Raw genomic sequence first — 20,901 nt, 5'->3', positions numbered from 1 at the left:
CTCACCGAAGCCGTGGCGTGAGGTTGACACAGGGAGTATCACAGGATCATCGGCCCCCGCCTGCGCCGCCCATGGCGGGTCTCTGCTCCCACGCACGGCCGAGGCGGCTTGCCGCGGTAAGCAACACTCTCCCAGAATAGGCACAATACGTTACATTTATATCACTCTAAGTGGCGAAAATGGTGGGTGCACCCGTGACTGACCTCGGAGTGGCGAGAATCCGGATCATGCCGCCTCTGGACTGCCCGCTTGCCAGGGCGCCGAACGCGAGGCCGGCGGCGTACCTGGGCGGCCGAGCGTGGACAGGCAGGCTGGCCGAATGGCATGACCCCTGGTGGCTCCGGCGACCGGTCCAAGACGACCCGGACGGCTATCCGCTCACCGACCCCGCCACCGGGACTGAGCCGCCCGAGACCACGAACGGGTCGCCGCGCTGTGTGGCGACCTGCTGATGGGCGACCTGGCCCTGCTGGGGCCTGTACGGACTTCAGATCTTCAGATGGCTGGAGGCTTCGGATCCACAAGATGGCTCCGAGCAGGTGGAGGCCGACCAGATGGCTTTCGGGAGTCTTGCCGCAGCGGAAGGCCGGCCCGCGCCACTGTTTGATCCGGTTGATGCCGCGTTCCGTCGTGTTGCGCTGTCTGTACAGATCCGGATCGCGGCCGACTGGGCGGCCACCGGCCACACCGCGCTCGGCGGTCGGTCACCCGTCAGCCTCGTACCTAACCTCTCAGGACAGAACATCTAGGCGGCGAGGAATCGCTCGGGGTCCAGGTCGCCGGGCGTGCGTACCCGATCATGATGCGCGGCAGCGGGGAGGAGGTGAGGGTCGCCAGGAACACGGCCGCCGTCGCCCTGGATCGTCGGCCTCGACGTTTCCCAGGTCCCGCTGGGCGGCGATCCAGGCGGCTCCCTGCCGGTTCGTGAGGTGCGGGCATACACGGCGATCACTGAATGATCACTGAATGATCACTGAATGCCGCGATGGAGGTAAGAACCGACAGCATCCGTAGCGATCGAAAGCATGCCGTGCCCCGAGTAGGGTCATGATCCTCGGCAGGATCGGAGGGCGCATGGGTGGTCCGGCGAGCAAGCACACGATCGAAGTGCGGCCCGATGCGGTGATCAAGCAATACCGATCGTCCGACCATGGCCAGCCCGAGCGGGAATGGCGAGCGTTGGAGCTGCTCAACGAGTACGCGCCTGGACTTGCGCCCACGCCGGTGACGGCGGACCTGGAGGCTGATCCGCCGACCGTGGTGATGTCTCGGCTTGGCGGGGCCGCCGTCCATGGGCCGATCACGGGACAGCTGGCCGACGCCCTGGCCGAGGCCGTCACGAGGGTCCAGCAGGCGATCCCTCAGCGTGTGCTGGAGCGGGTGCCCGATCGTGCCGGGCATCCGATCGAACTCCTCGGGATGGTGCGATCGTGGTGCGCGACGGCGCTGCCTTCCGATGAAGACCCTGCGGTCGCTGACGCGCTTCGCGAGGCGAGGAGCTGGGTGGAGCGACCCATGGTGGAGGAGCTGTTGGCGCGGCCGGGCACTCCGGTGTTCGGCACCGGCGACGGGAACCTGGCCAACTACCTCTGGGATGGGACCGCCATTCGCGTCCTTGACTTCGAGTACTCCGGCCGCAGCGACCGTGCGTTCGAACTCGCCGAAGTCGTCGAGCACATATCGGTTTGGCGCAACGACCACTCCGGCATGACCGCGGTGCTGGAGAAATTGGAACTGACCGCTGAGGAAGCCGCCAGGCTCACCGAGTGCCGCCGCCTTCTCACGCTGTATTGGCTGCTGCGAACCCGCGGAGACACTCAGGCGGCTCAGGCCAGGCGAATGCTGGCGTTGCTATAGACCAAGAGACGGTCAGCTCGATGAGCGAGCTCGGATGCAGAGCCACGGCCTTTGACCTGAGGGTCGTCTACCGAGACTCCTTGCGTGATATCGCCCGCCCGCAGCTCGTCGGCTAGGAATTCACGCCGCCTCTCGGAGACGGTAGAAGTGGACATTCGTCGACGCCGCCGCATACTCAAGCGCCTGCTTGATGTCCTCGCGCTCCAAGTCCGGGTGGTCCGCGAGGATCTCATCGAAGGACCACCCGCCGGCGGCCAGCCGTACCACCGTCTCCACCGTGATACGCAAACCACGGATGGTGGGCTTGCCTTCAAGGTTGTCAGGCTCGATGGCGATCCGATCGAAGTCGATGACGTCTCCCTCTCCCTCTCCCTCCGGATACTGCCAGGCCGGCAATGCGGGAGCGACCGAGAGGCAGGGAATCCCGCAAGCGGAGCGGGTGACGAGAATCGCACCCGCGTTGTCAGCTTGGGAAGGCAGCGATCACGATCCCAGTAGCAGGGCATTACCGATCCGGGCAATGGCGGCACGGTCGTGAGTGGCTGCGGTCGGCCTCTCGGCACCTTGGTCAATGGCCCGGCGATCAGCCGGTGACGTGGGGCTTGTCGCGGCATGCGTACCCCGCTCGGCTGATCATCACGAAGCCGGTAGCCCGCCGGATCGGCTTTCCAGGGATGATGAGTGCTGTGCCCGACCTGCTGTGGGATGACGTGAAGTCCCTCTTCGACCCCGATGTCAACGGAGCGTTGCCTGACGTGGTCGTGGAGGGAACGACTGTTGAGGACTGGCAGGCGCTGCTTGAGCTCGTTCAGTCGCAAGGCTGGCGGCATGCCTACTCGCTAAGCGGCGAGCCGATGGAGCTTCCTTCGGCCGCCGACATGGTCGCCGCCGCATCCACCGGCGACATGCCCGAGCTGAGAGTCTGGCCGGTCCCCGAGATCCTGATGATTTTCCGGGCGTACCAGGCTGAGTCGATCGACTTCGACGTTGACCTCAGAGAACTGCAAGGGCAGCAGCGGCTGGACGTCCTGGTGGATGTCCTCCGCGTGATCGGGCGGCGCCTTGGGAAGTCTGTGCTGATGACTCCGGAGGAATCGCCCGGTCATCCGAGTCTCGGGTTCGACGTCGAGGCTGGCCGAGTGGTACTGCTGGCCGATCCGGCTGATCCGGACGTGTAGCGACCGCTGAAGGGCTGGGCGAGATGCGCCGCAGCCGACGCGGGCTGAGTGGCAGGTGGGCGAGAGCGGGTGACACGTACTCCTTCGTCCTGAGAACGGGTGATGGGAATCGGATCCGCGCTGTCAGCCCGGGAAGTCTTCCAAGACCATGGCGTCTCAGCCGGGAGGCTGCAGGCTCCGAGTACCGCCGCCTTCTCACGCTGTATTGGCTACTGCGGGCCCATGGAGAGGCTCCGGCGGCTCAGGCCAGGCGAATGCCGGCGGTGCTGGAGACCAAGAGGCGGGGTCAGCTCGGATGCGGGCCGAGGCGGCTACCGCCCGCCTGGCGGACCACTCGTGGAGGAGCGAGCTCGGACGCGAGGCCGAGGCTCTTAAGATGCGGGCCGCGGCCTTTGACCGGATAGTCCTCTACTGAGACTCCCTGCATGATGTCGCCTGCCCACAGCCGCCTGACCTCCCGCTTCGCGACCGTCTGGCGCGACATCACGACAAGATCATCAGCGTCGTCGGTATCGATGTCTGACAGATGTCACCAGCGCGGAAGTCCAGGCGCGTAACGAGTGAGCCCTCAGCGAGGGGCGTCAGCCCCCGAGCGGTGCGCCGCAGGCGCACGGAGCCGATGCGACCGAGCGAAGCGAGGGAGCAACCCCGATAGACAGCCCGAGCGAAGCGAGGACCGCCAGGAGTCGCGCCCCCGGCGCGACTGGAAACGAACAGCCCGAGCCCCAAGGCACGAAGCGCCCCTCAGCGAGGACCACCCGGGGGTGGGCATCAGGCGCGTAGAAGTCCAGGCGCGCAACGGGTGGGCCGCGAAGCTACCGATCCTCAAGCACCTCGACAAGCTCCTCGAGCGCCCGCATGAGCTCCTCGGTCCGCTCCCTGCCGTACGCCGCCTCGATCCCCCGCTGGTACTCGGCCACCGCCCCCTCCACCCGCGCGAGCAGGTCGGTCCCCCGGTCGGCGAGGAAGACCGCGACGCGCCGCCGGTCGCCCTCCGACGGCCCCCGGTACACCAGCGCCCGGTCGATCAGCCGGTCGACCGCCTTGGTCAGCGTGGGGTGCGGCATGAGCACCGCCGCCGCCAGCTCCCCCATCGAGTGCCCTCGCCCGTCGGCGAGCGCCCGCAGGATGCGCCACTGCTCGACGGTGAGCTCCTCCCGCGCCAGGCAGGCCGCCAGGCCCTTGTTGACGCTGCGCTCGGCTCGACTGAGGAGGTACGCCAGGGAGGACGCGAGCCCCGTCGTCATCATGAAGTTTGGTCCTTCCCTGGGTGCGTGTGCCGCCTGACTGGAGGATACTCGTCGGCGTGGCGACGATCGTCGACCCGTTCGAGGCCCGCTTGATGCCGACGAGGTCGGTGCGGGTCGGGCTCGTCGTGCCGGTCTCGGGCGTGCTGGGGCTGGCCGGTCCGTGCGCCATCAACTGCGCCGTGCTGGCCGCCGAGGAGGTCAACGCGCGGGGTGGCGTGCTGGGCCGCCCGGTGGAGCTGGTGCTGGTGGACGGCGGGCGCCCGCCGCGGGAGGTGGCGCGCGAGGTGGCCGGGCTGGTCGGCACCGGCACGGTCCACGCCCTGGCCGGCATGCACGCCAGCGACGTGCGGGTGGCCGTGGCGCGCGCCGTCGCGGGCCGGGTGCCGTTCGTGTACGCCCCGCCGCATGAGGGCGCGGGTCACGCCAGCGGCGTCTACTTCCTCGGCGAGACCCCGTCGCGGCAGCTCAGGCCGGCCATCGAGTGGCTGGCCGAGCATCGCAGGGCGCGCCGGTGGTTCCTGCTGGGCAACGACTATGTCTGGCCGCGCCTCGTCCACGCCAGTGTCCGGAAATATCTGGAAAAGGTGGTCGGCGAGCGCTTCATCCCCTACGGAAGCGGCACCGTCGCCTCCACCCTCGACGAGGTCAAGGCGGCGGGCCCCGACGCCATCCTCCTGACGCTGATCGGCAGCGACCTGGTCGCGTTCAACCGCGCCTTCCTCCGCAGCGGCATCCGCGCGGCCCGGCTGTGCGGCGCGCTGGAGGAGCACGGCCTGCTCGGCATCGGCGGCGACGACACCGGCGAGCTGTACACCTCGATGGGCTACTTCCACGGCCTGCCCACGGACGCCGGCCTGTACTTCGCCGAGCGGTACGCCCGCCGCTTCGGCCCCCACGCGCCCCTGCTCAACGCCCACGGTCACGGCTGCTACGAGGCGGTCGCCATGGTCGCCGCGCTCGCCGACCGCGCGGGGACGCTGGCCGTACCGCAGGTGGACGCCGTCGCGGACGGCACGACGATCACCAGCGCCCGCGGGCGCCTGACGCTGGAGAACCGGCAGGTACGGCAGCGCGTCCTCCTCGGAAGGGCCGATGGACTGCAATTCTTTCTAGAGAAACCTTTTCAGTAGAAAGCAATGCTTCTACTGTACGTCCATGACCCAACCTCCAGAAGCTCTGGAGAGGTTCGGCTACCGCCAGGAGCTGCAACGCTCCCTCGGCTTCGCCGACCTCATGATCTACGGCCTGATCTTCATGGTGCCGATCGCCCCGTTCGGCATCTTCGGCGGCGTCTTCGCCGCCTCCGGCGGCATGGTGGTCCTCGCCTACCTCATCGGCCTGGTCGCCATGGCCTTCACCGCGCTGTCGTACGCCCAGATGGCCCGCGCCTTCCCGATGGCCGGATCGGTCTACACCTACGCGGGACGCGGCATCGCCGCGCCCGTCGGGTTCATGGCCGGATGGGCCATCCTGCTGGACTACATCCTCGTCCCCGGTCTGCTGTACCTGGTGGCGAGCGTCGCGATGAACTCCTTCGTGCCCGCCGTCCCGGTCTGGGCGTGGGTGATCGCGTTCGTGGTCCTCAACACCGTGGTCAACTACCTGGGCATCCAGATGACCGCCCGCATCACCCGGATCATGCTGGTCGCCGAGCTCGCGGTGCTCGCGATCTTCCTGGTGGTCGGCGTGGTCGCCCTCGCGCAGGGCAAGGCGCAGGCCGGGGCGCTGGCGCCGCTGTATGACCCGTCGACGTTCTCCTGGGCCGTGGTGTTCGGCGCCGCCTCCATCGCCGTGCTGTCCTTCCTGGGCTTCGACGGCATCTCGACGCTGGCCGAGGAGAACCGCGAGGACGCCGCCCGCCTGGGCCGCTCCATGGTGGCCGCGCTGGCGCTGGCCGGGGTGCTGTTCGTCGTCCAGACCTGGGTCGCGGCGCTGCTCACCCCGCAGCGCTCCGAGCTGATCGCCGCCGGCCAGGACCCCAGCGGCAACGCCTTCTACGTCATGGCCGAGTACGCCGGAGGCGCCTGGCTCGGCGTGCTGACGGCGGTCGCCACGGCGGTCGCGTGGGGCTTCGCCAACTCCCTCGTCGCCCAGGCGGCCACCTCGCGCCTGCTGTACGCCATGGGCCGCGACCGCCGGCTTCCCGCCTTCCTCGCCAAGGTGCACCCCAGGCACAAGGTCCCCGTCAACGCCACCCTCCTGGTGGCCGCGGTGTCGCTTGTGCTGGGCATCGGCATGAGCCTGTACAGCGACGGCATCGCCCTGCTCAGCTCGCTGGTCAACTTCGGGGCCCTGACCGCGTTCCTGCTGCTGCACGTGTCGGTCGTGGTCCACCACGTCGTACGGCGGGGCAGCCGCGACTGGGTGCCCCACCTGCTCGTCCCGGTGATCGGCTTCCTCGTGCTGGTCTTCGTCGTCGTCAACGCCAAGGTCGCCGCGCAGCTGCTGGGCTTCGGCTGGCTCGCGCTCGGCCTGTCGATCCTGGTGGCCTCCTACGCCTTCGGCCACCGGCCCACCCTGCCCACGGAGGTCTCGTGAACGTCGTGTCCTACCACCCCGGGCCGGACGAGCTGAGCTACACCTTCGGCGGCCGGGCACCCGTCGGCAGGGTACGGCCGGGCACGATCCTGGAGCTGTTCACCGAGGACTGCTTCGGCGGCCGGGTGACGTCGGTGTCGGACCTGCCCTCGCAGGTGTGCGAGTTCCCGTATCTCAACCCGGTGACCGGCCCCTTTCACGTGGAGGGGGCCGAGCCGGGGGACACGCTCGCCCTGCACTTCGTCTCGATCGCCCCGGCCCGCGACCACGCCTGGTCCAGCACGTTCCCGCTGTTCGGCGCGCTGACCGGCACGCACACGACCGCGACCCTGCAGCCGCCGCTGGAGGAGCGGGTCTGGCGGTACGACCTGGACCTGTCCCGGAGAACCGCCCTCTTCCAGGCGAGGAACAGCGACTACACCGTCGAGCTGCCCCTGGACCCGATGCACGGCACGGTCGGCGTGGCCCCGGCCGCGAACGAGGCCCGCATGACGATCACGCCCGACGCGCACGGCGGCAACATGGACACCACCGAGCTGCGCGCCGGGGTGACCGTCTACCTGGGCGTCAACGTCGAGGGTGGGCTGTTCGCGATCGGCGACGGGCACGCCCGCCAGGGCGAGGGCGAGGTGTGCGGCACCGCGCTGGAGTGCGCGATGAACACCGTGGTCGCCGTCGAGCTGATCAAGGGCGTCGCCACGCCGTGGCCGCGGATGGAGGACGACACCCACCTGATGTCCACCGGGTCGGCCCGCCCGCTGGAGGACGCCTACCGCATCAGCCAGCACGACCTGGTGACCTGGACCGCCTCGCTGACCGGCCTGGACCTCCTGGACGCCTACCAGCTGGTCAGCCAGGCCGGCCGGGCGCCCGTGGGCAACGTGTGCGACACCAACTACACGATGGTCGCCAAGATCCCCAAAGCGTGCCTCGACGGCCCGGAGGTCTACGAGTCGGCCCACGCGCGGCTGCGCGAGCTCGCCGACGCCTACCGCGCCTGACTGACGATCTCCTCGCAGATCTCGTGCGTGACCAGGGCGTCCTCGGCGTCGATCACGCGCCCGGAGCGGACGGCGCCGAGGAAGGCCAGGCAGGCCTGCTCGATGCCGCGCTGGCGGGAGACGGGCACCCAGTCGGGCCTGCGGATCAGCGTCTCGCCGCCCGCGTAGTCGATCACGTCGCCCAGGTTGACCACCCTGCGCTTGACGCCGTCGCCCATGACCTCGCAGGACTCCTCGGACGCGCCGCTCGCCCTGTTCATGATCCCGATCGCGGTGAACCCGTCCCCCGCCAGCTCCAGCACCACGTGCTCCAGCAGCCCGTCGCGGACTCTGGTACGGCACCGCCGCGAGGTCACCTCCCCCGGCGCGAGGAAGCGCAGGGTGTCGACCACGTGGATGAAGTCGTCGAAGATCACGCGGCGCACGGCGTCCGGCCGGCGCTCGCGGTTCTTCTCCATCACCACCAGGTGCCGGGACAGCTCCAGCAGTCCCGCGTAGCCGGGCGCGTATCGCCTGTTGAAGCCGGTCATCAGCGACCGGCCGGCGTGCCGCGCGAGCCGTACCAGCCGGCGGGTCTCCTCCAGGGTGCCGGCGATCGGCTTGTCCACGTAGACGTGCACGCCCGCCTCGAGCAGCGCCTCCACGATCGGCGGGTGCGCCTCGGTCGCGGCGTGCACGAACGCGGCGTCGACGCCCGCCTTGACCACCTCCTCCACGGAGGCGGACCGGCTCGGCACCCGGTACCGCTCTCCGAGCCGCTCCAGCGTGGCCGGGTTGCGCGTGCACAGGTGCAACTCGAGGCCGGGCTGCGCGGCCAGCACCGGGAGGTAGGCCTTCTCGGCGATGTCGCCGAGCCCGATCATGGCGATTCTCATCGTCCCAGCGTACGGCGGAGCGCCACGTCCATCGGCGTGGGGCGCAGCCCCAGGACCTCCTGGGAGGCCGTGGAGTCGAGCACGAAGGGCCTGGTGAACTGGTACCGCACGTGCCTCAGCTCGCCGATCATCGGCGAGACCAGGCCGATGGCCCGCACCGCCGGCCACGGGAGCGTCGCCATGCGCGGCTCCGGCAGGCCGAGGGTCGCGGCCATGCGGGCGCCCATCTCGCGGAAGGTGAGCGGTTCGGCGGTGGGCACGTGCCAGGCGCGGCCCCAGGCGCGTTCGGTGGTGGCGGCGGCGATGAGCGCGTCGGCCACATCGGGCAGGTAGGTCCAGCTGTGCGGGACGTCCAGGGGCCACAGCGTGCGGATGGTCTTGCCGGCTCGCAGGGGCCCGATGAACCTGTCCCCCAGGTAGCCCTGGTCGGTGGCGCCCGGGCCGAAGTAGTCCGAGCCGCGCACCTCCACGGTCCTGATGCCACTGGCCAGCGCGTCGTGCCAGATCTTCGCGCGGACGCGCGCCTTGGGGACGTCGGAGGCGAGCGGCAGGTCCTCGGTCATCGGGCCGTCCACCGGCCCGTAGGCGTAGAGGTTGCCGAGGATGACGAGCACCGCCCCGGTGCGCTCGGCCGCCGTCTGGAAGGAGGCGGCCATCGGCGGCCAGTCGGTGAGCCAGCGGTGGTAGGGCGGGTTGACGCAGTTGTAGAGGGCGTCGGCGCCCTCGGCCAGCTCGGTCAGCCGGGCCTGGTCGGCCACGTCGGCCGCCACCCGGGTGGTCCCGGCCGGGCCGCTGCCCGACCGGGTCACCACGACGACCTCGTGTCCCTGCGCGGCGAGCTTGGCGGCCAGGTGGGAGCCGACCTGCCCGGCCCCGACGACGACGTGCTTGCCCATGATCAGACCTGCTTCCAGAGGATCTTCGAAAGGAGCGGATCGGTGTTCTCGAGCGGGGTCATCGGGACTCCGCCGCGGCCTTGAGCATGCCCAGGTACCTCTCGTGGCCGGGCGCCCAAGCCGGCCAGTCCCGCATCTCGGTCAGCAACCGCCAGACCGTGGAGGCGAGGGCGTCGATCTCCACCACCGACTCGCCGGTGACGGGAGCCGACTCGTCGATGCGGCCGTTCGCCGCGTACTCCTCGTACAGCACTCGCAGGGAGGGCATCTCACGCTCCGCCTCGTCGTCGCTTCCTATGAGAGCAATGCTCTCCTTTGAGAGCACCGCTCGTCAAGGGCACTGCTCTCGTTTCTAAGCGATGCTCTGCTACCTTGGACGCATGAGCGCAGGCCGTACCGCGAGGCAACGGGTGAGAGCCGAGCTAATCCGGGAGATCACCGACATCGCGCGCCGCCACCTGGCCACCGAGGGCGCGAACGGACTGTCCCTGCGGGCGGTCGCCCGGGAGATGGGCATGGTGTCCAGCGCGATCCACCGCTACTTCCCGACCAAGGACGCCCTGCTGACGGCGCTGATCATCGACGCCTTCAACTCCGTCGGCCAGGCGGTGGAGGACGCGGACGCGACCTGCCCGCGCGAGGATTTCGTGGGCCGCTGGCTGGCCCTGTGCCGGGCGATCCGGGAGTGGGCGCTCGCGCATCCCCACGAGTACGCCCTCATCCACGGCACCCCTGTGCCCGGCTACCGCGCCCCGGCCGACACCGTCGCCCCGGCCTCCCGGGACGGCGTCGTGTTCGCCCGGCTGCTCGGCGAGGCCTGGGCCGCCGGCGCGATCCAGGCCCCCGAGCCGACTCCCGCGCCGGCCGGGCACCACGAGGACGCGGCCCGCCTGCGCGAGCTGCTCTTCGGCGACGTCCCCGGCGAGGTCGCGCTCCGTGGCCTGCACGCCTGGACGTGGATCTACGGGGCGGTCAGCTTCGAGCTGTTCGGCATGTACGACAACGTCATAGAAGAGCGCGCCGCGACCTTCGAGCACGGCGCGCTCTCCATGGCCCGCTACCTGGGCCTCAGCGCGTGGCGCGGTTCACGGCCGAGATGATCGCCTTGAGCGAGGCGGTGGTGGTGTTGGCGTCGATGCCCACGCCCCACAGCACCTTGCCGTCGACGTCGCACTCCACGTAGGACGCCGCCTTGGCGTCGCTGCCCGCCGTGAGCGCGTGCTCCACGTAGTCCAGCACCCGCACCTGCACGCCGATGACCGAGATCGCGTCGATGAACGCCGAGATGGGGCCGCTGCCCACGCCCTCGACCTCGCGGATCTCGCCGTCGACGCGGACGTCGGCGCTGATGCGGTCCTTGTCGTCGACCGTGGACTCGTGCCGGTGCGCCATGAGGCCCAGCCGTCCCCACCGGTTGGCGGGGTTGGGCAGGTACTCGTCGGTAAAGATCTCCCACATCTCGGCCGGGGTGACCTCGCCGCCCTCGGCGTCGGTGCGCGCCTGGATGACCTTCGAGAACTCGATCTGCAGCCGCCTGGGCAGGTCGAGCTGGTGGTCGGTCTTCATGATGTAGGCGATGCCGCCCTTGCCGGACTGGCTGTTGACCCGGATGACCGCCTCATAGGTGCGGCCGATGTCCTTGGGGTCGATGGGCAGGTACGGCACGGCCCACGGGTACTGCTCGACCGGCACGCCCGCCGCCGCGGCGTCCTTCTCCAGGTGCTCGAAGCCCTTCTTGATGGCGTCCTGGTGGGAGCCGGAGAAGGCGGTGTAGACCAGCTCGCCGCCCCAGGGGTGGCGCGGGTGGACCGGCAGCTGGTTGCAGTACTCGGTGATCCGGCGGATCTCGTCGATGTCGCTGAAGTCGAGCTCGGGGTCGACGCCCTGGGAGAACAGGTTCATGCCCAGCGTCACCAGGCACACGTTGCCGGTGCGCTCGCCGTTGCCGAACAGGCAGCCCTCGATGCGGTCGGCGCCGGCCATGTAGCCCAGCTCGGCGGCGGCCACGGCGGTGCCGCGGTCGTTGTGGGGGTGCAGCGACAGGATGATCGAGTCGCGGTTCCTCAGGTGGCGGTGCATCCACTCGATCTGGTCGGCGTAGACGTTGGGGGTGGCCATCTCGACCGTGGCGGGCAGGTTGATGATCACCTTGCGGTCGGGGGTGGGCTGCCAGACCTCGTTGACCGCGTCGCACACCTCCACGGCGTACTCCAGCTCGGTGCCGGTGAAGGACTCGGGAGAGTACTGGTAGTAGACGTCCACGTCGCTGGCCTCGGCCAGCTTCCGCACCAGCTTGGCGCCCTCGACGGCGATGGCGGTGACGCCGTCCTTGTCCAGGCCGAACACCACGCGGCGCTGGAGCGTGGAGGTGGAGTTGTACAGGTGGACGATGGCCTGCCTGGCGCCCTGGATCGCCTCGAAGGTGCGCTCGATCAGCTCGGGGCGGGCCTGGGTGAGGACCTGGATCACCACGTCGTCGGGGATGCGGCCCTCTTCGATGATCTTGCGGACGAAGTCGAAGTCCGTCTGGGAGGCGGCGGGGAAGCCGACCTCGATCTCCTTGAAGCCCATCCGCACCAGCAGCTCGAACATCTGGAGCTTGCGGTGGGAGTCCATCGGGTCGATCAGGGCCTGGTTGCCGTCACGCAGGTCCACGGCGCACCATCGGGGCGCCTTGGTGATCACCTTGTCGGGCCACGTGCGGTCGGCGAGCCGTACGGGCTCGAAGGGTTGGTAGCGATGGATCGGCATGCCGCTGGGCTGCTGGCTGGTCATCTGCAATGGCTCCTCGGCCGGGTCTGGAACGGGAAACGGCCGACACGCGGAAGCGCCACCGCGGCGAGGGAGCCGGCCTCTTACAGGCCCCCGCCGCGGCGGGTAAGCAGGAGGAGCCCGCGCAGCATGACAGACAAGCTATCAGACGTCTCGCGATGACCCGGCCGCGATCTCACATGATGAGAACCGAAAGGCAGGTGACGCAGCCTTCGAGCTTCTCGAACTCCGAGATGTCCACCGTCACCGGCTCCAGGCCGCGCTCCTGCAGCATCGCCGCGGTCCGCGGCGCCGAGGCCGCCATCAGCACCCGGTCGCCGCCGAGCAGCACCACGTGCGCGCCGGCCTCCTCCGGCGGGACCAGCATGCCCGGCAGGTCGACGCATCGCGGGTCGCCGATCAGCGTGCCGTCTGGCAGCGCGGTGACCGCCGACTTCAGGTGCAGCACGCCGCGCACCGGCACGGGCACGACCTCGCGGTCCGGCAGGGCGGCGGCCAGCTGCGCGATGCCCTCGTCGTTGGTGCGCGCGGTCCTGCCGACGTAGACGGCGTGCCCCACCTGCAGCACGTCGCCGCCGTCGAGCGTGCCCGGCTCCCGGACGCGCGTCGTCTCCAGGCCGAGGTCCCGTACGGCCTGCGCCACGCTGTCGACCTCCGGCCGCCGCTCGGGCGCCCCCGGCCGGGTCAGGACGGCACGCCCCCCGCACACCACGACCGCGTCCTCCACGAACACCCCGTCGGGCAGCTCGTCGGCCGGCCGTACGGGACGCACCTGCCAGCCGCCGTCCTCCAGGGCGGCGACGTAGCGGGCGTGCTGCTCGCGCGCCAGGCCGTAGTCCACCGGCTGCCGCTCCACGTGCGTGACGATGCCGTCGGCCAGCCTCGGGCTCGGGGTCCTTACCAGTGCGATACCGGGCATGACGCGAGTTCTACCACGTCCTGGCTAGAGTCAGACCATGCAGGACAACGAGATTCTGGGCCGCATCAAGGACCTGGTCGAGGAGGAGCGCCGGCTGCGCTCCCGCCTCCAGGAGGGCCGGCTCAGCTCCGAGGAGGAGAACGCCCGCGTCAGGGAGCTCGAGGTCCAGCTCGACCAGTGCTGGGACCTGCTGCGCCAGCGCCGTGCCCGGCGGGACGCGGGCGAGGACCCCGACGCCGCGACGGTCCGCCCGGCCGGCGAGGTGGAGAACTACCGGCAGTGAACACCGCCGACGGACCTGTCGCCCACCTGCGCGTCGCCCCCGAGCTGCGGATCTTCCTGCCCGTCGCGCGCCGGCGCGAATGGCAGGAGGTCCCCCTCGACGGCACGTCCACGGTCGGCCACCTGATCAGGTCGATCGGCATCCCGCTGACCGAGGTCGCCCCGCTGGACGCCGCCCGCGTCCCGGCCGGCGGCGAGGTCGTCGACGTGCGGCCCATGCCGCGGCCCCAGCGGGTCGAGGGCGAGCCGCGCTTCCTGCTGGACGTCCACCTGGGCACGCTGGCGCGGCGGCTGCGGCTGCTGGGGCTGGACGCCGCCTACCACAACGACAGGGACGACCCCGAGCTGGTGGCGCAGGCCAACGAGGAGCGGCGCGTGCTGCTGACCCAGGATCGGGGGCTGCTGCACCGCGCGGCGCTGTGGCTGGGCGCGTACGTGCGCGGCTCCGACCCCGACGAGCAGCTGCGCGACGTGCTGGACCGCTTCGCCCCGCCGTTGCGGCCGTGGACCAGGTGCACGGCCTGCAACGGCGAGCTGCGGGCGGTCGGCAAGGACCAGGTCGCCGGCCGCCTGCCCGACGGGACGAAGCGCTCCTACGACGTCTACGGGCAGTGCGCGGACTGCGGCCAGGTGTACTGGCGCGGCGCCCACAGCGGGCGGCTGGAGGAGATCGTGCGCGCCGCCTGCGAGCGCGTCACGGACGGCTCGGCGACGGCCTGAGCGTCACCGGGGCGAGTACAGCCAGGGCTCGCGCAGGTCGAAGTAGGCGAGCCCGCCCTCGAACAGGTTCTGCCACTGCTGGAACTGCTCGCGCGCCTCCGGCGGCAGCTCCTTGCGCTCGCCCTCCCTGGCCTCCTGCTCGGAGGTGAAGTAGGCCGCATCGGTGCAGACGCCGTCGTTGTCGATGGCCGAGATGCTGCCGATGAGGTCGGGCCGGACCCTCGCCAGCGTGTCGTCCTGCTGGGACAGCAGCTGGACCGCCCGCTGGACGTCGGTGAGCCTGCCCTGCATGACCTGGACGAACCCGGCGTCGTCCGAGCCGCCCGGGCCGTACTGGATGACCTGCTCGCAGTCGTGGAAGGCCACGTCGCCGCTGAAGAGCTTGGCGGTCTCCATCCACCACTGGTGCTGCTCGGGCCGGCCGCTGTTGCGCCTGGCCGCGTCCCTGGACTCGAAGCGGGCCAGGCAGATGAACCTGTCGTCGTCGGTGACCCCCGCGGTGGTTCCGAGCCAGCCCTGCGCCCCCGGCGCGAGCTCCTGGTGCCAGCGGTCCAGCGACGCCCGCAGCTCCTCCTTAGTGGCCGCCACCCGACCCTGGATGACCTGGATGAACATGGCGCCCCCCTTCTCAAAGACGTCTCCCCTTCACCTCACGCTAGGAGGGCGAGTGGGTGACGTCGAGCCCGAAGGGGTCAAGGACGGTTCAGTCGGCGATATAGCTGATGCGCTGCACGGTGTAGCCGCGCGCCTTGGAGCCGGTGACGTGCATCGTCATGGCGCCGCCCTCGTAGTACCACTGGCAGGCGTGGCCCTTGGGCTCCTTGACGCAGCCCATGAAGGTCTGGGGGACGCCCTTCGGGTCGTACTTGACCTTGAACAGCGTCTTGACGGCCTTGCCGGTCGCGACCTCCAGGCCGCGGTGGCGGTCGCCCTTCCGGTAGGCGGCGTACAGGTGCTTGGCGGCGGCCGAGGGCGTGGTGAGGTGGCGCGAGGTGTAGACCTTGGCGACCTTCGACCCCGAGACGACCATCAGGATCCCGTCGAGCCCGCCCGGCACGCTCACGCTGGTGTGCACGTACCGGCACACCTGGCCCGCGCACCCGGCGAACTTGTCGGGCGCGCGGAAGACGTAGGAGAACATGGCCTCGACGGCGGCGGGCGTGGCCACCTTCGACGCCGCCGCCTTGTCGCGGCTGAGCCAGGCGTGGAACAGCTTGTCCGCGACGGCGGCGGGCTTGGGAGGAGCGGCGGCCATGGCCGCGGGCGAACAGAACACGACGGCGGCCACCCCGGCCACCGCGGCGAGCATCCCGGTCTTCGACATGGCCCGACCGTACGGCCGGCGCCTTGCACCGCGATTGCCCGCGCCTTGCACACCCCCCTGACGTAGCACGGTGCGTCGATTCCCCGAGCGCCTTGGCGGCCGCGCCCGTTCGGTCATGATGGCCGTATGGGCAACTCTCGTGGGCCGGCGTTCGCCGTGACGGTCGCCGGCGCGCTGCTGGTGGTGAGCGCGACGCTGCCGTGGGCGGGCATCGAGGCGCGCAGCGACCTCATCGGCGCGGGCGTGAGCCATGACGTGCGCGGCGTCGACGACGCCATGGGCCTGTCCGCGCTGGCGGCGGGCCTCGTGGCGGCCGGGCTGGGCCTGGCGGGCCTGCTGACGGGCCGCCGCCTGCCGGCCGCGCTCGCGCTGCTGCCCGGCGGGCTCGCGGTGGTGCTGCCGGTGCTCTTCCTCACCGGCACCCGCGGCGCCGTCTCGGTGGAGCTGGGCGGGCTGCTGTCGGTCGAGCCGGGCCTGCGCTACGGCTGGTTCGCGACGCTGGCCTCGGCCGTGGCGGTGGTGGTGTCCGCGATCGTCGCGATCAGTCGTAGAAGCCCAGGCGGCGCAGTTGCTTCGGATCGCGCTGCCAGTCCTTGGCCACGCTGATCCGCAGGTCGAGGTAGACGCGGGTGCCGAGCAGCGCCTCGATCTGCTTGCGCGCCTTGGTGCCGACCTCGCGCAGCCGCTCGCCGCGGTGGCCGATGACGATGGCCTTCTGCGAGGGGCGTTCGACGAACATGTGCGCGTAGATGTCGAGCAGGTCGTCCCTGCCCTCCCTCGGCATCATCTCGTCCACCACGACCGCGATGGAGTGCGGCAGCTCGTCGCGGACGCCCTCCAGCGCCGCCTCCCGGATCAGCTCGGCGACCAGCACCTGCTCCGGCTCGTCGGTGAGCTGGCCGTCGGGGTAGAGGGGCGGCGACTGCGGCAGGTGCTTGACCAGCACGTCGGACAGCACGTCCAGCTGGTCGCCCACGGCGGCGGAGACCGGGACGACGTCGGCGAACTCCCCCAGCTCGGAGACGGCCAGCAGCTGCTCGGCGATCTCCTTGCGGGTGGCCAGGTCGCACTTGGTGACCACGGCCACCACCGGTGTCTTGCCGACCTGGGCGAGCTTGTCGGCGATGAACCGGTCGCCCTTGCCGATCTTCTCGTTGGCCGGGACGCAGAAGCCGATGACGTCGACCTCGGTGAGGGTGGACAGCACCAGGCTGTCGAGGCGCTCTCCCAGCAGCGTGCGCGGCCGGTGCAGGCCGGGCGTGTCGACGATGACCAGCTGCGCGTCAGGCCTGTGCACGATGCCGCGGATGGCCCGCCGGGTGGTCTGCGGCTTGGTGGAGGTGATCGCCACCTTCTGCCCGACCAGGGCGTTCATCAGCGTGGACTTGCCGACGTTGGGCCGCCCGACGAAGCAGGCGAACCCGGCGCGATGCTCTGTGGTCACCTGCTGATTCTCCCATTCCGGGCGGCCCACCAGGCGAACGCCTCGGGCAGCACGTGAGGCGACCAGGCGGGCATGTCCAGCCCGGCGGCCTCCTCCTCGGTGACCCACCGCACCTGGTCGATCTCGACACGGTCGGGCGTGACCTCGCTGAGGACGCGGCAGCCGTAGGCGGCGTTGACGTAGGCCATCTCGTGCCCGTTGGGGTAGACCGTGCGGAACTCCGGCCCGCCGTACACGCCGACGATGCCCAGCACCTCGACTTCGGCGCCCACCTCCTCGCGCAGCTCCCTGACCAGGGCGTCGACCGGGCGCTCGTCGGGGTCGACGGCGCCGCCGGGCGGCGCCCACAGGCCGGTGTCGGCGTGCAGGGCGACCAGCAGCCTGCCGCGCTCGTCGAACACCAGGCCGGTGACCGCGGGCATCAGCAGCAGCCGCGAGCCCACCACGGCCCGCAGCCCGGCCAGATAGGGGGACATCGGCACGGTCAGTCCCGCAGGGTGCCGGCCGGGTCGGCGACGAAGAACGCCTTGGCGCCCAGCTCCTCGACGACCGCGCGGTCCTCCGCGCTCGGCCCCTCGCCGGAGGTCACCAGCGCCGCCGCCTCCAGCGAGCGGGCGCCGCCGGAGACCGCCATCGCCACGGCGGCCTGCACCGCCGACAGCCGCAGCGCGGCGAGCTCGACGTTGGTGGCGGCGTAGGTGCGGCCGGTCTCGTCGCGGACCGCCGCGCCCTCCCGGGCCTCGTTGCGCGCCCTCGCCGACCGGGCCAAGGTGATGATCTTGCTGTCTTCCGGGTCCACGAAAGCCAAGGCTACTGGAGGAAGGCCAGCGCCAGGTCCCGGGTGCGCCGGGCCTCCACGCCGGCCAGACCGGTGTGGACGACCGACACGACGGTGTCGCCGGAGCGGGCCAGCACCAGGTTGAAGGCGTAGGGGTAACCGTTGAGCCGACCCCGGGCGCTCGCGGCCACGCTGTCGTCGCCCAGCCGTTCCATGTGCAGGGGCCGCATCCTCAGCCGCGTGCCGGGGCCCGCGGCGAGCCTCGTGCACTCCCGCAGGCTCTTGCCCAGCTCGCGCAGGCGCCAGCCGGCCTGGCCGGGCTCATAGGCGACGATGTTCACCGCCACCAGCTCGCCGAGCAGGTCGCCCTGGTAGGTCGCGGCGGCCTGGGCCTTGAGGGCGCGCGGCGGGGCGTGCCCGGCGGCCGTCTGCAGCACGATCCGGCAGGCGCGGCTGTCGGGGGTGAAGGGCGGCCGCCAGGCGGGCAGCGGCTTGTCGGAGAAGCCGTCCGGCAGCGAGGGGGCCTGGCGCTGCAGGGTCGTGCGCAGCCGTACCTTATCCTCGCGGTTCTCGCGCGTCTGGCCGCCCGCGCCCGGTCCGGCGCTCGCGCATCCGGCCACCGCCGCGGCACAGGCCATCACGCCGCAAAGTCCCCGAATCACGATCAATCATGTGCCCGCCGGCGAATGAGGCCATTGCCGGGAACCGGCAAACAACCGCTTAAGGGCGCCCCCGCCAGGCGAGAGCGCCCTCAAGCGTCGAGCAACCAGCGTTGCTCACCCCCAGGATCGTCCTCGCGACCGTGAACCCCTCCCGGCGTCCGGACGACCCCCCGTGAACACCCACCGCACCGGGTGTCGATGACCACAGTGCCGGACACGGCTTGCAATCCGCTTGAAGCGGACTTGCAGGACATCAGTCGTGTTCCGCCGGAGCCGACAGGGCCTCCTGGCCCTCCTCGGTCCTGACCCGCTTGACCAGCACGGTGCTGATGCGGTTGCGCCGCCCGGCCAGGCTCTCGGCGATCAGCCGCAGCCCGGCCACCTCGGCCTGCGACCCCGCGATCGGCACGCGGCCGAGCGCGTGCGCCAGCAGGCCGCCCACGGTCTCCACGTCGTCCACGTCGATCTCGATGTCGAACAGCTCGGCCAGCTCGTCGACGGGCATGCGCGCGGTCACCCGGACCGAGCCGTCCGGCTGCTCCTCCACGCGCGGCGCCTCCTGGTCGTACTCGTCGGTGATCTCCCCGACGATCTCCTCCAGGATGTCCTCGATCGTGACCAGCCCGGCGGTCCCGCCGTACTCGTCGATGACGATGGCCAGGTGGATCTGCGCGGCCTGCATCTCGCGCAGCAGCTCGTCGATCGGCTTGCTCTCCGGCACGTAGGTGGCCGGACGCATGATCGACTCGACCTTCTCGGTACCGTCGCCCGACTCGTGGACCCGGCGGATGATGTCCTTGAGGTAGGCGATGCCGATGACGTCGTCCTCGTTCTCCCCCACCACCGGGATGCGGGAGAAGCCGCTGCGCAACGCCAGCGACAGGGACTGGTTGAGGGTCTTGCCGCGCTCGATGAACACCATGTCGGTACGCGGCACCATCACCTCGCGGACCAGCGTGTCACCCAGCTCGAACACCGAGTGGATCATCTCGCGCTCGTCCGGCTCGATGACCCGCCGCTCCTCGGCCAGATCCACCAGGTCGCGCAGCTCGGCCTCGGAGGTGAAGGGCCCCTCCTTGAAGCCCTTGCCGGGCGTCAGCGCGTTGCCCAGCAGGATCAGCAGCGTCGGCAGCGGCCCGAAGATCCGGGTGAGGGCGTAGACGATGGGCGCCCCGGCCAGCGCCACCGGCTCGGCGTGCTGGCGGCCGAGCGTCCGCGGCGACACGCCCACGATCACGTAGCTGACCACCACCATGACGGCAGCGGCCGTCACGTAGGCCCAGCCCTGATCGCCCATGAGGTCGATGAACAGCGCCGCCGCGATCACGGTCGCCACCAGCTCGCAGCTCAGCCGCAGCAACAGCAGCAGGTTCAGGTAACGCGGCGGGTCGGTGACGATGGCCTGCAGCCGCCCGGCACCCCGCCGGCCCTCGCGCACGAACTCCTCCGCCCGCACGCGCGAGATCCGGGACAGCGCCGTCTCGGCGCTGGCGATGAGGCCACCGCACACCACGAGCGCGATGGCCAACAGCAACCAGCCGTTCACCGGGGGCTGGACACCTCCCGCCACGACTCCAGGAGCCGGGCCTGCAGACCGAACATCTCCTTGTGCTCCTCCGGCTCGGCATGATCGTAGCCGAGCAGGTGAAGGATGCCGTGCGTGCACAGCAGCTCGAGCTCGTCGCGGGTACTGTGGCCCGCCTCGGCCGCCTGCCTGGCCGCGACCTGCGGGCACAGCACCACGTCACCCAGCAGCGCCGGATCGGCGGGCCCCTCGCCGTCACCGCGGGCGCCGCCGCCGGGACGCAGCTCGTCCATCGGGAAGGCGAGCACGTCGGTCGGCCCGGGCTCGCCCATCCACTTCTCGTGAAGCGCCGCCATGGTCTCCTCGTCGACCACGATGATCGACAGCTCGGCCAGCGGGTTGATCTCCATCTCGCCCAGGACGTGGGTGGCCAGCTCGACGATGCGCTCCTCGTCGATCTCCACGCCGGACTCGTTGTTGATCTCGACGGTCATGGCCGGTCCCCCGGGCGCGTGCCGTACCGGGCGCGGCCCTGCTGCTTGACCGCCTGCAGCTCCTGCTGCCGGGCGGCGTCGTAGCGGCCGTAGGCGTCGACGATGTCGCTGACCAGGCGATGGCGCACCACGTCTTCGCTCGAGAGCCGGGCGAAGTGGATGTCGCGGATGTCGGCCAGGATGCCCTGCACCACCCGCAGGCCGCTCTCGGTGCCCGTGGGCAGGTCGACCTGCGTGATGTCACCCGTCACGACGATCTTCGACCCGAAGCCGAGCCGGGTGAGGAACATCTTCATCTGCTCGGGCGAGGTGTTCTGCGCCTCGTCGAGGATGATGAAGGCGTCGTTGAGGGTGTTGTGGGTCAGGAGGAAATCCTCGGTGACATA

At 70.6% G+C, this 20,901-nt stretch carries 25 protein-coding genes and 1 pseudogene; 10 read left to right on the top strand and 16 right to left on the bottom strand.

Going from position 1 to position 20,901, the window contains the following annotated elements; genetic code table 11:
• Positions 1–539: 539 nt before the first annotated feature.
• Positions 540–749, top strand: a complete 210-nt coding sequence (locus BSB02_RS43755; protein WP_143591515.1) for a hypothetical protein — start codon at positions 540–542, stop codon at positions 747–749.
• A gap of 298 nt (positions 750–1,047) precedes the next feature.
• The gene (locus BSB02_RS33855) at positions 1,048–1,857 is read left to right on the top strand and encodes a phosphotransferase family protein (RefSeq protein ID WP_084965066.1); all 810 of its coding nucleotides are present in this window, start codon (positions 1,048–1,050) and stop codon (positions 1,855–1,857) included.
• 120 nt (positions 1,858–1,977) lie between these two features.
• Here BSB02_RS33855 and BSB02_RS33850 read toward each other — a convergent pair whose 3' ends face one another.
• Positions 1,978–2,253 (bottom strand): DUF433 domain-containing protein, encoded by a 276-nt coding sequence (locus BSB02_RS33850; RefSeq protein WP_169729462.1) that lies wholly within the window; start codon positions 2,251–2,253, stop codon positions 1,978–1,980.
• A 290-nt stretch (positions 2,254–2,543) separates the two neighbouring features.
• On the opposite strand from BSB02_RS33850, the gene BSB02_RS33845 reads away from it, so the two are divergent.
• Positions 2,544–3,035 carry a hypothetical protein gene (locus BSB02_RS33845; protein ID WP_206185031.1) on the top strand — a complete coding sequence of 164 codons (492 nt, stop codon included), beginning with the start codon at positions 2,544–2,546 and terminating at the stop codon, positions 3,033–3,035.
• An 815-nt stretch (positions 3,036–3,850) separates the two neighbouring features.
• Here BSB02_RS33845 and BSB02_RS33840 read toward each other — a convergent pair.
• Complete coding sequence (locus BSB02_RS33840; RefSeq protein WP_084965064.1) at positions 3,851–4,285, bottom strand: MarR family winged helix-turn-helix transcriptional regulator; 435 nt, start codon at positions 4,283–4,285, stop codon at positions 3,851–3,853.
• A gap of 56 nt (positions 4,286–4,341) precedes the next feature.
• Between BSB02_RS33840 and BSB02_RS33835 the strand changes: the two genes are divergently transcribed.
• From BSB02_RS33835 to BSB02_RS33825, 3 genes are read left to right on the top strand one after another with little or no spacing between them, the layout of a single operon-like run.
• The gene (locus BSB02_RS33835) at positions 4,342–5,415 is read left to right on the top strand and encodes a substrate-binding domain-containing protein (protein WP_240506897.1); all 1,074 of its coding nucleotides are present in this window, start codon (positions 4,342–4,344) and stop codon (positions 5,413–5,415) included.
• A 25-nt stretch (positions 5,416–5,440) separates the two neighbouring features.
• Positions 5,441–6,823 carry an APC family permease gene (locus BSB02_RS33830; protein ID WP_084965063.1) on the top strand — a complete coding sequence of 461 codons (1,383 nt, stop codon included), beginning with the start codon at positions 5,441–5,443 and terminating at the stop codon, positions 6,821–6,823.
• Positions 6,820–7,824 carry an acetamidase/formamidase family protein gene (locus tag BSB02_RS33825; protein ID WP_084965062.1) on the top strand — a complete coding sequence of 335 codons (1,005 nt, stop codon included), beginning with the start codon at positions 6,820–6,822 and terminating at the stop codon, positions 7,822–7,824. Before BSB02_RS33830 ends, BSB02_RS33825 begins: the two co-directional genes overlap by 4 nt.
• Here the strand turns inward: BSB02_RS33825 and BSB02_RS33820 are convergent.
• Genes BSB02_RS33820 through BSB02_RS33810 form a run of 3 tightly spaced genes read right to left on the bottom strand, consistent with a single transcriptional unit; the run spans position 7,812 to position 9,863 of the window.
• Positions 7,812–8,699 (bottom strand): Gfo/Idh/MocA family protein, encoded by an 888-nt coding sequence (locus BSB02_RS33820; RefSeq protein ID WP_084965061.1) that lies wholly within the window; start codon positions 8,697–8,699, stop codon positions 7,812–7,814. The two genes, BSB02_RS33825 and BSB02_RS33820, sit on opposite strands and share 13 nt — an antisense overlap.
• On the bottom strand, positions 8,696–9,595 hold the full coding sequence (locus tag BSB02_RS33815; protein ID WP_084965060.1) for an NAD-dependent epimerase/dehydratase family protein: 900 nt from the start codon (positions 9,593–9,595) through the stop codon (positions 8,696–8,698). The genes BSB02_RS33820 and BSB02_RS33815 overlap by 4 nt, the downstream gene beginning before the upstream one ends.
• 58 nt (positions 9,596–9,653) lie before the next feature.
• Positions 9,654–9,863 carry a hypothetical protein gene (locus BSB02_RS33810; protein ID WP_143591513.1) on the bottom strand — a complete coding sequence of 70 codons (210 nt, stop codon included), beginning with the start codon at positions 9,861–9,863 and terminating at the stop codon, positions 9,654–9,656.
• A gap of 112 nt (positions 9,864–9,975) precedes the next feature.
• Between BSB02_RS33810 and BSB02_RS33805 the strand changes: the two genes are divergently transcribed.
• On the top strand, positions 9,976–10,695 hold the full coding sequence (locus BSB02_RS33805; RefSeq protein WP_084965058.1) for a TetR/AcrR family transcriptional regulator: 720 nt from the start codon (positions 9,976–9,978) through the stop codon (positions 10,693–10,695).
• Here the strand turns inward: BSB02_RS33805 and leuA are convergent.
• Both leuA and ddaH read right to left on the bottom strand, forming a co-directional pair.
• Positions 10,664–12,370: a 2-isopropylmalate synthase gene (gene leuA / locus BSB02_RS33800; protein WP_084965057.1), complete on the bottom strand. Its 1,707-nt coding sequence runs from the start codon at positions 12,368–12,370 to the stop codon at positions 10,664–10,666. The genes BSB02_RS33805 and leuA overlap by 32 nt on opposite strands.
• Positions 12,371–12,542: 172 nt before the next feature.
• On the bottom strand, positions 12,543–13,286 hold the full coding sequence (gene ddaH / locus BSB02_RS33795) for a dimethylargininase (protein WP_084965056.1): 744 nt from the start codon (positions 13,284–13,286) through the stop codon (positions 12,543–12,545).
• 37 nt (positions 13,287–13,323) lie between these two features.
• Between ddaH and BSB02_RS33790 the strand changes: the two genes are divergently transcribed.
• Both BSB02_RS33790 and BSB02_RS33785 read left to right on the top strand, forming a co-directional pair.
• Positions 13,324–13,569 (top strand): DUF2630 family protein, encoded by a 246-nt coding sequence (locus BSB02_RS33790; RefSeq protein ID WP_084965055.1) that lies wholly within the window; start codon positions 13,324–13,326, stop codon positions 13,567–13,569.
• Positions 13,566–14,288, top strand: a complete 723-nt coding sequence (locus tag BSB02_RS33785) for a Mut7-C RNAse domain-containing protein (protein WP_084965054.1) — start codon at positions 13,566–13,568, stop codon at positions 14,286–14,288. Before BSB02_RS33790 ends, BSB02_RS33785 begins: the two co-directional genes overlap by 4 nt.
• A gap of 3 nt (positions 14,289–14,291) precedes the next feature.
• Here BSB02_RS33785 and BSB02_RS33780 read toward each other — a convergent pair whose 3' ends face one another.
• Positions 14,292–14,903, bottom strand: a complete 612-nt coding sequence (locus BSB02_RS33780; protein ID WP_084965053.1) for a hypothetical protein — start codon at positions 14,901–14,903, stop codon at positions 14,292–14,294.
• Positions 14,904–14,991: 88 nt separating this feature from the next.
• Positions 14,992–15,612, bottom strand: a complete 621-nt coding sequence (locus BSB02_RS33775) for a hypothetical protein (protein ID WP_143591511.1) — start codon at positions 15,610–15,612, stop codon at positions 14,992–14,994.
• A 126-nt stretch (positions 15,613–15,738) separates the two neighbouring features.
• Between BSB02_RS33775 and BSB02_RS33770 the strand changes: the two genes are divergently transcribed.
• Positions 15,739–16,218 (top strand): hypothetical protein, encoded by a 480-nt coding sequence (locus BSB02_RS33770; RefSeq protein WP_084965051.1) that lies wholly within the window; start codon positions 15,739–15,741, stop codon positions 16,216–16,218.
• On the opposite strand, the gene era is transcribed toward BSB02_RS33770, so the two are convergent.
• The 7 genes and pseudogenes from era to BSB02_RS42670 form a co-directional block, all read right to left on the bottom strand.
• Positions 16,154–17,056, bottom strand: a complete 903-nt coding sequence (era, locus tag BSB02_RS33765) for a GTPase Era (RefSeq protein ID WP_206185030.1) — start codon at positions 17,054–17,056, stop codon at positions 16,154–16,156. The two genes, BSB02_RS33770 and era, sit on opposite strands and share 65 nt — an antisense overlap.
• Positions 17,053–17,532 (bottom strand): NUDIX domain-containing protein, encoded by a 480-nt coding sequence (locus BSB02_RS33760; protein WP_143591509.1) that lies wholly within the window; start codon positions 17,530–17,532, stop codon positions 17,053–17,055. Before BSB02_RS33760 ends, era begins: the two co-directional genes overlap by 4 nt.
• Positions 17,533–17,540: 8 nt before the next feature.
• Positions 17,541–17,864, bottom strand: coding sequence for a cytidine deaminase (locus BSB02_RS33755; protein WP_084965049.1), 324 nt, complete (start codon positions 17,862–17,864; stop codon positions 17,541–17,543).
• A 2-nt stretch (positions 17,865–17,866) separates the two neighbouring features.
• Complete coding sequence (locus BSB02_RS33750; protein ID WP_143591507.1) at positions 17,867–18,496, bottom strand: hypothetical protein; 630 nt, start codon at positions 18,494–18,496, stop codon at positions 17,867–17,869.
• A gap of 253 nt (positions 18,497–18,749) precedes the next feature.
• Positions 18,750–20,042 (bottom strand): hemolysin family protein, encoded by a 1,293-nt coding sequence (locus BSB02_RS33745; RefSeq protein ID WP_084965072.1) that lies wholly within the window; start codon positions 20,040–20,042, stop codon positions 18,750–18,752.
• Positions 20,039–20,515 (bottom strand): rRNA maturation RNase YbeY, encoded by a 477-nt coding sequence (ybeY, locus tag BSB02_RS33740; protein WP_084965047.1) that lies wholly within the window; start codon positions 20,513–20,515, stop codon positions 20,039–20,041. The genes BSB02_RS33745 and ybeY overlap by 4 nt, the downstream gene beginning before the upstream one ends.
• Positions 20,512–20,868 (bottom strand): annotated as a pseudogene (locus tag BSB02_RS42670) (PhoH family protein); the annotation flags it as partial. The gene ybeY and the pseudogene BSB02_RS42670, both read right to left, overlap by 4 nt.
• Positions 20,869–20,901 lie beyond the last annotated feature (33 nt).

The organism is Thermoactinospora rubra, from assembly GCF_002093975.1.
GTDB classification, from domain to species: domain Bacteria; phylum Actinomycetota; class Actinomycetes; order Streptosporangiales; family Streptosporangiaceae; genus Nonomuraea; species Nonomuraea rubra_A.
This window is presented reverse-complemented; position numbering and strand designations above follow the sequence as displayed.

What these genes read in the sequence shown, in the direction of transcription:
- BSB02_RS33855 (WP_084965066.1), top strand. Translation starts at nt 1,048, where the DNA reads ATGATCCTCGGCAGGATCGGAGGGCGCATGGGTGGTCCGGCGAGCAAG.
- ybeY (WP_084965047.1), bottom strand. Translation starts at nt 20,515, where the DNA reads ATGACCGTCGAGATCAACAACGAGTCCGGCGTGGAGATCGACGAGGAG.
- BSB02_RS33805 (WP_084965058.1), top strand. Translation starts at nt 9,976, where the DNA reads ATGAGCGCAGGCCGTACCGCGAGGCAACGGGTGAGAGCCGAGCTAATC.
- BSB02_RS33820 (WP_084965061.1), bottom strand. Translation starts at nt 8,699, where the DNA reads ATGAGAATCGCCATGATCGGGCTCGGCGACATCGCCGAGAAGGCCTAC.
- BSB02_RS33760 (WP_143591509.1), bottom strand. Translation starts at nt 17,532, where the DNA reads ATGTCCCCCTATCTGGCCGGGCTGCGGGCCGTGGTGGGCTCGCGGCTG.
- BSB02_RS33790 (WP_084965055.1), top strand. Translation starts at nt 13,324, where the DNA reads ATGCAGGACAACGAGATTCTGGGCCGCATCAAGGACCTGGTCGAGGAG.
- BSB02_RS33810 (WP_143591513.1), bottom strand. Translation starts at nt 9,863, where the DNA reads ATGCCCTCCCTGCGAGTGCTGTACGAGGAGTACGCGGCGAACGGCCGC.
- BSB02_RS33815 (WP_084965060.1), bottom strand. Translation starts at nt 9,595, where the DNA reads ATGGGCAAGCACGTCGTCGTCGGGGCCGGGCAGGTCGGCTCCCACCTG.
- ddaH (WP_084965056.1), bottom strand. Translation starts at nt 13,286, where the DNA reads ATGCCCGGTATCGCACTGGTAAGGACCCCGAGCCCGAGGCTGGCCGAC.
- BSB02_RS33775 (WP_143591511.1), bottom strand. Translation starts at nt 15,612, where the DNA reads ATGTCGAAGACCGGGATGCTCGCCGCGGTGGCCGGGGTGGCCGCCGTC.
- leuA (WP_084965057.1), bottom strand. Translation starts at nt 12,370, where the DNA reads ATGACCAGCCAGCAGCCCAGCGGCATGCCGATCCATCGCTACCAACCC.
- BSB02_RS33770 (WP_084965051.1), top strand. Translation starts at nt 15,739, where the DNA reads ATGGGCAACTCTCGTGGGCCGGCGTTCGCCGTGACGGTCGCCGGCGCG.
- BSB02_RS33840 (WP_084965064.1), bottom strand. Translation starts at nt 4,285, where the DNA reads ATGATGACGACGGGGCTCGCGTCCTCCCTGGCGTACCTCCTCAGTCGA.
- BSB02_RS33830 (WP_084965063.1), top strand. Translation starts at nt 5,441, where the DNA reads ATGACCCAACCTCCAGAAGCTCTGGAGAGGTTCGGCTACCGCCAGGAG.
- BSB02_RS33780 (WP_084965053.1), bottom strand. Translation starts at nt 14,903, where the DNA reads ATGTTCATCCAGGTCATCCAGGGTCGGGTGGCGGCCACTAAGGAGGAG.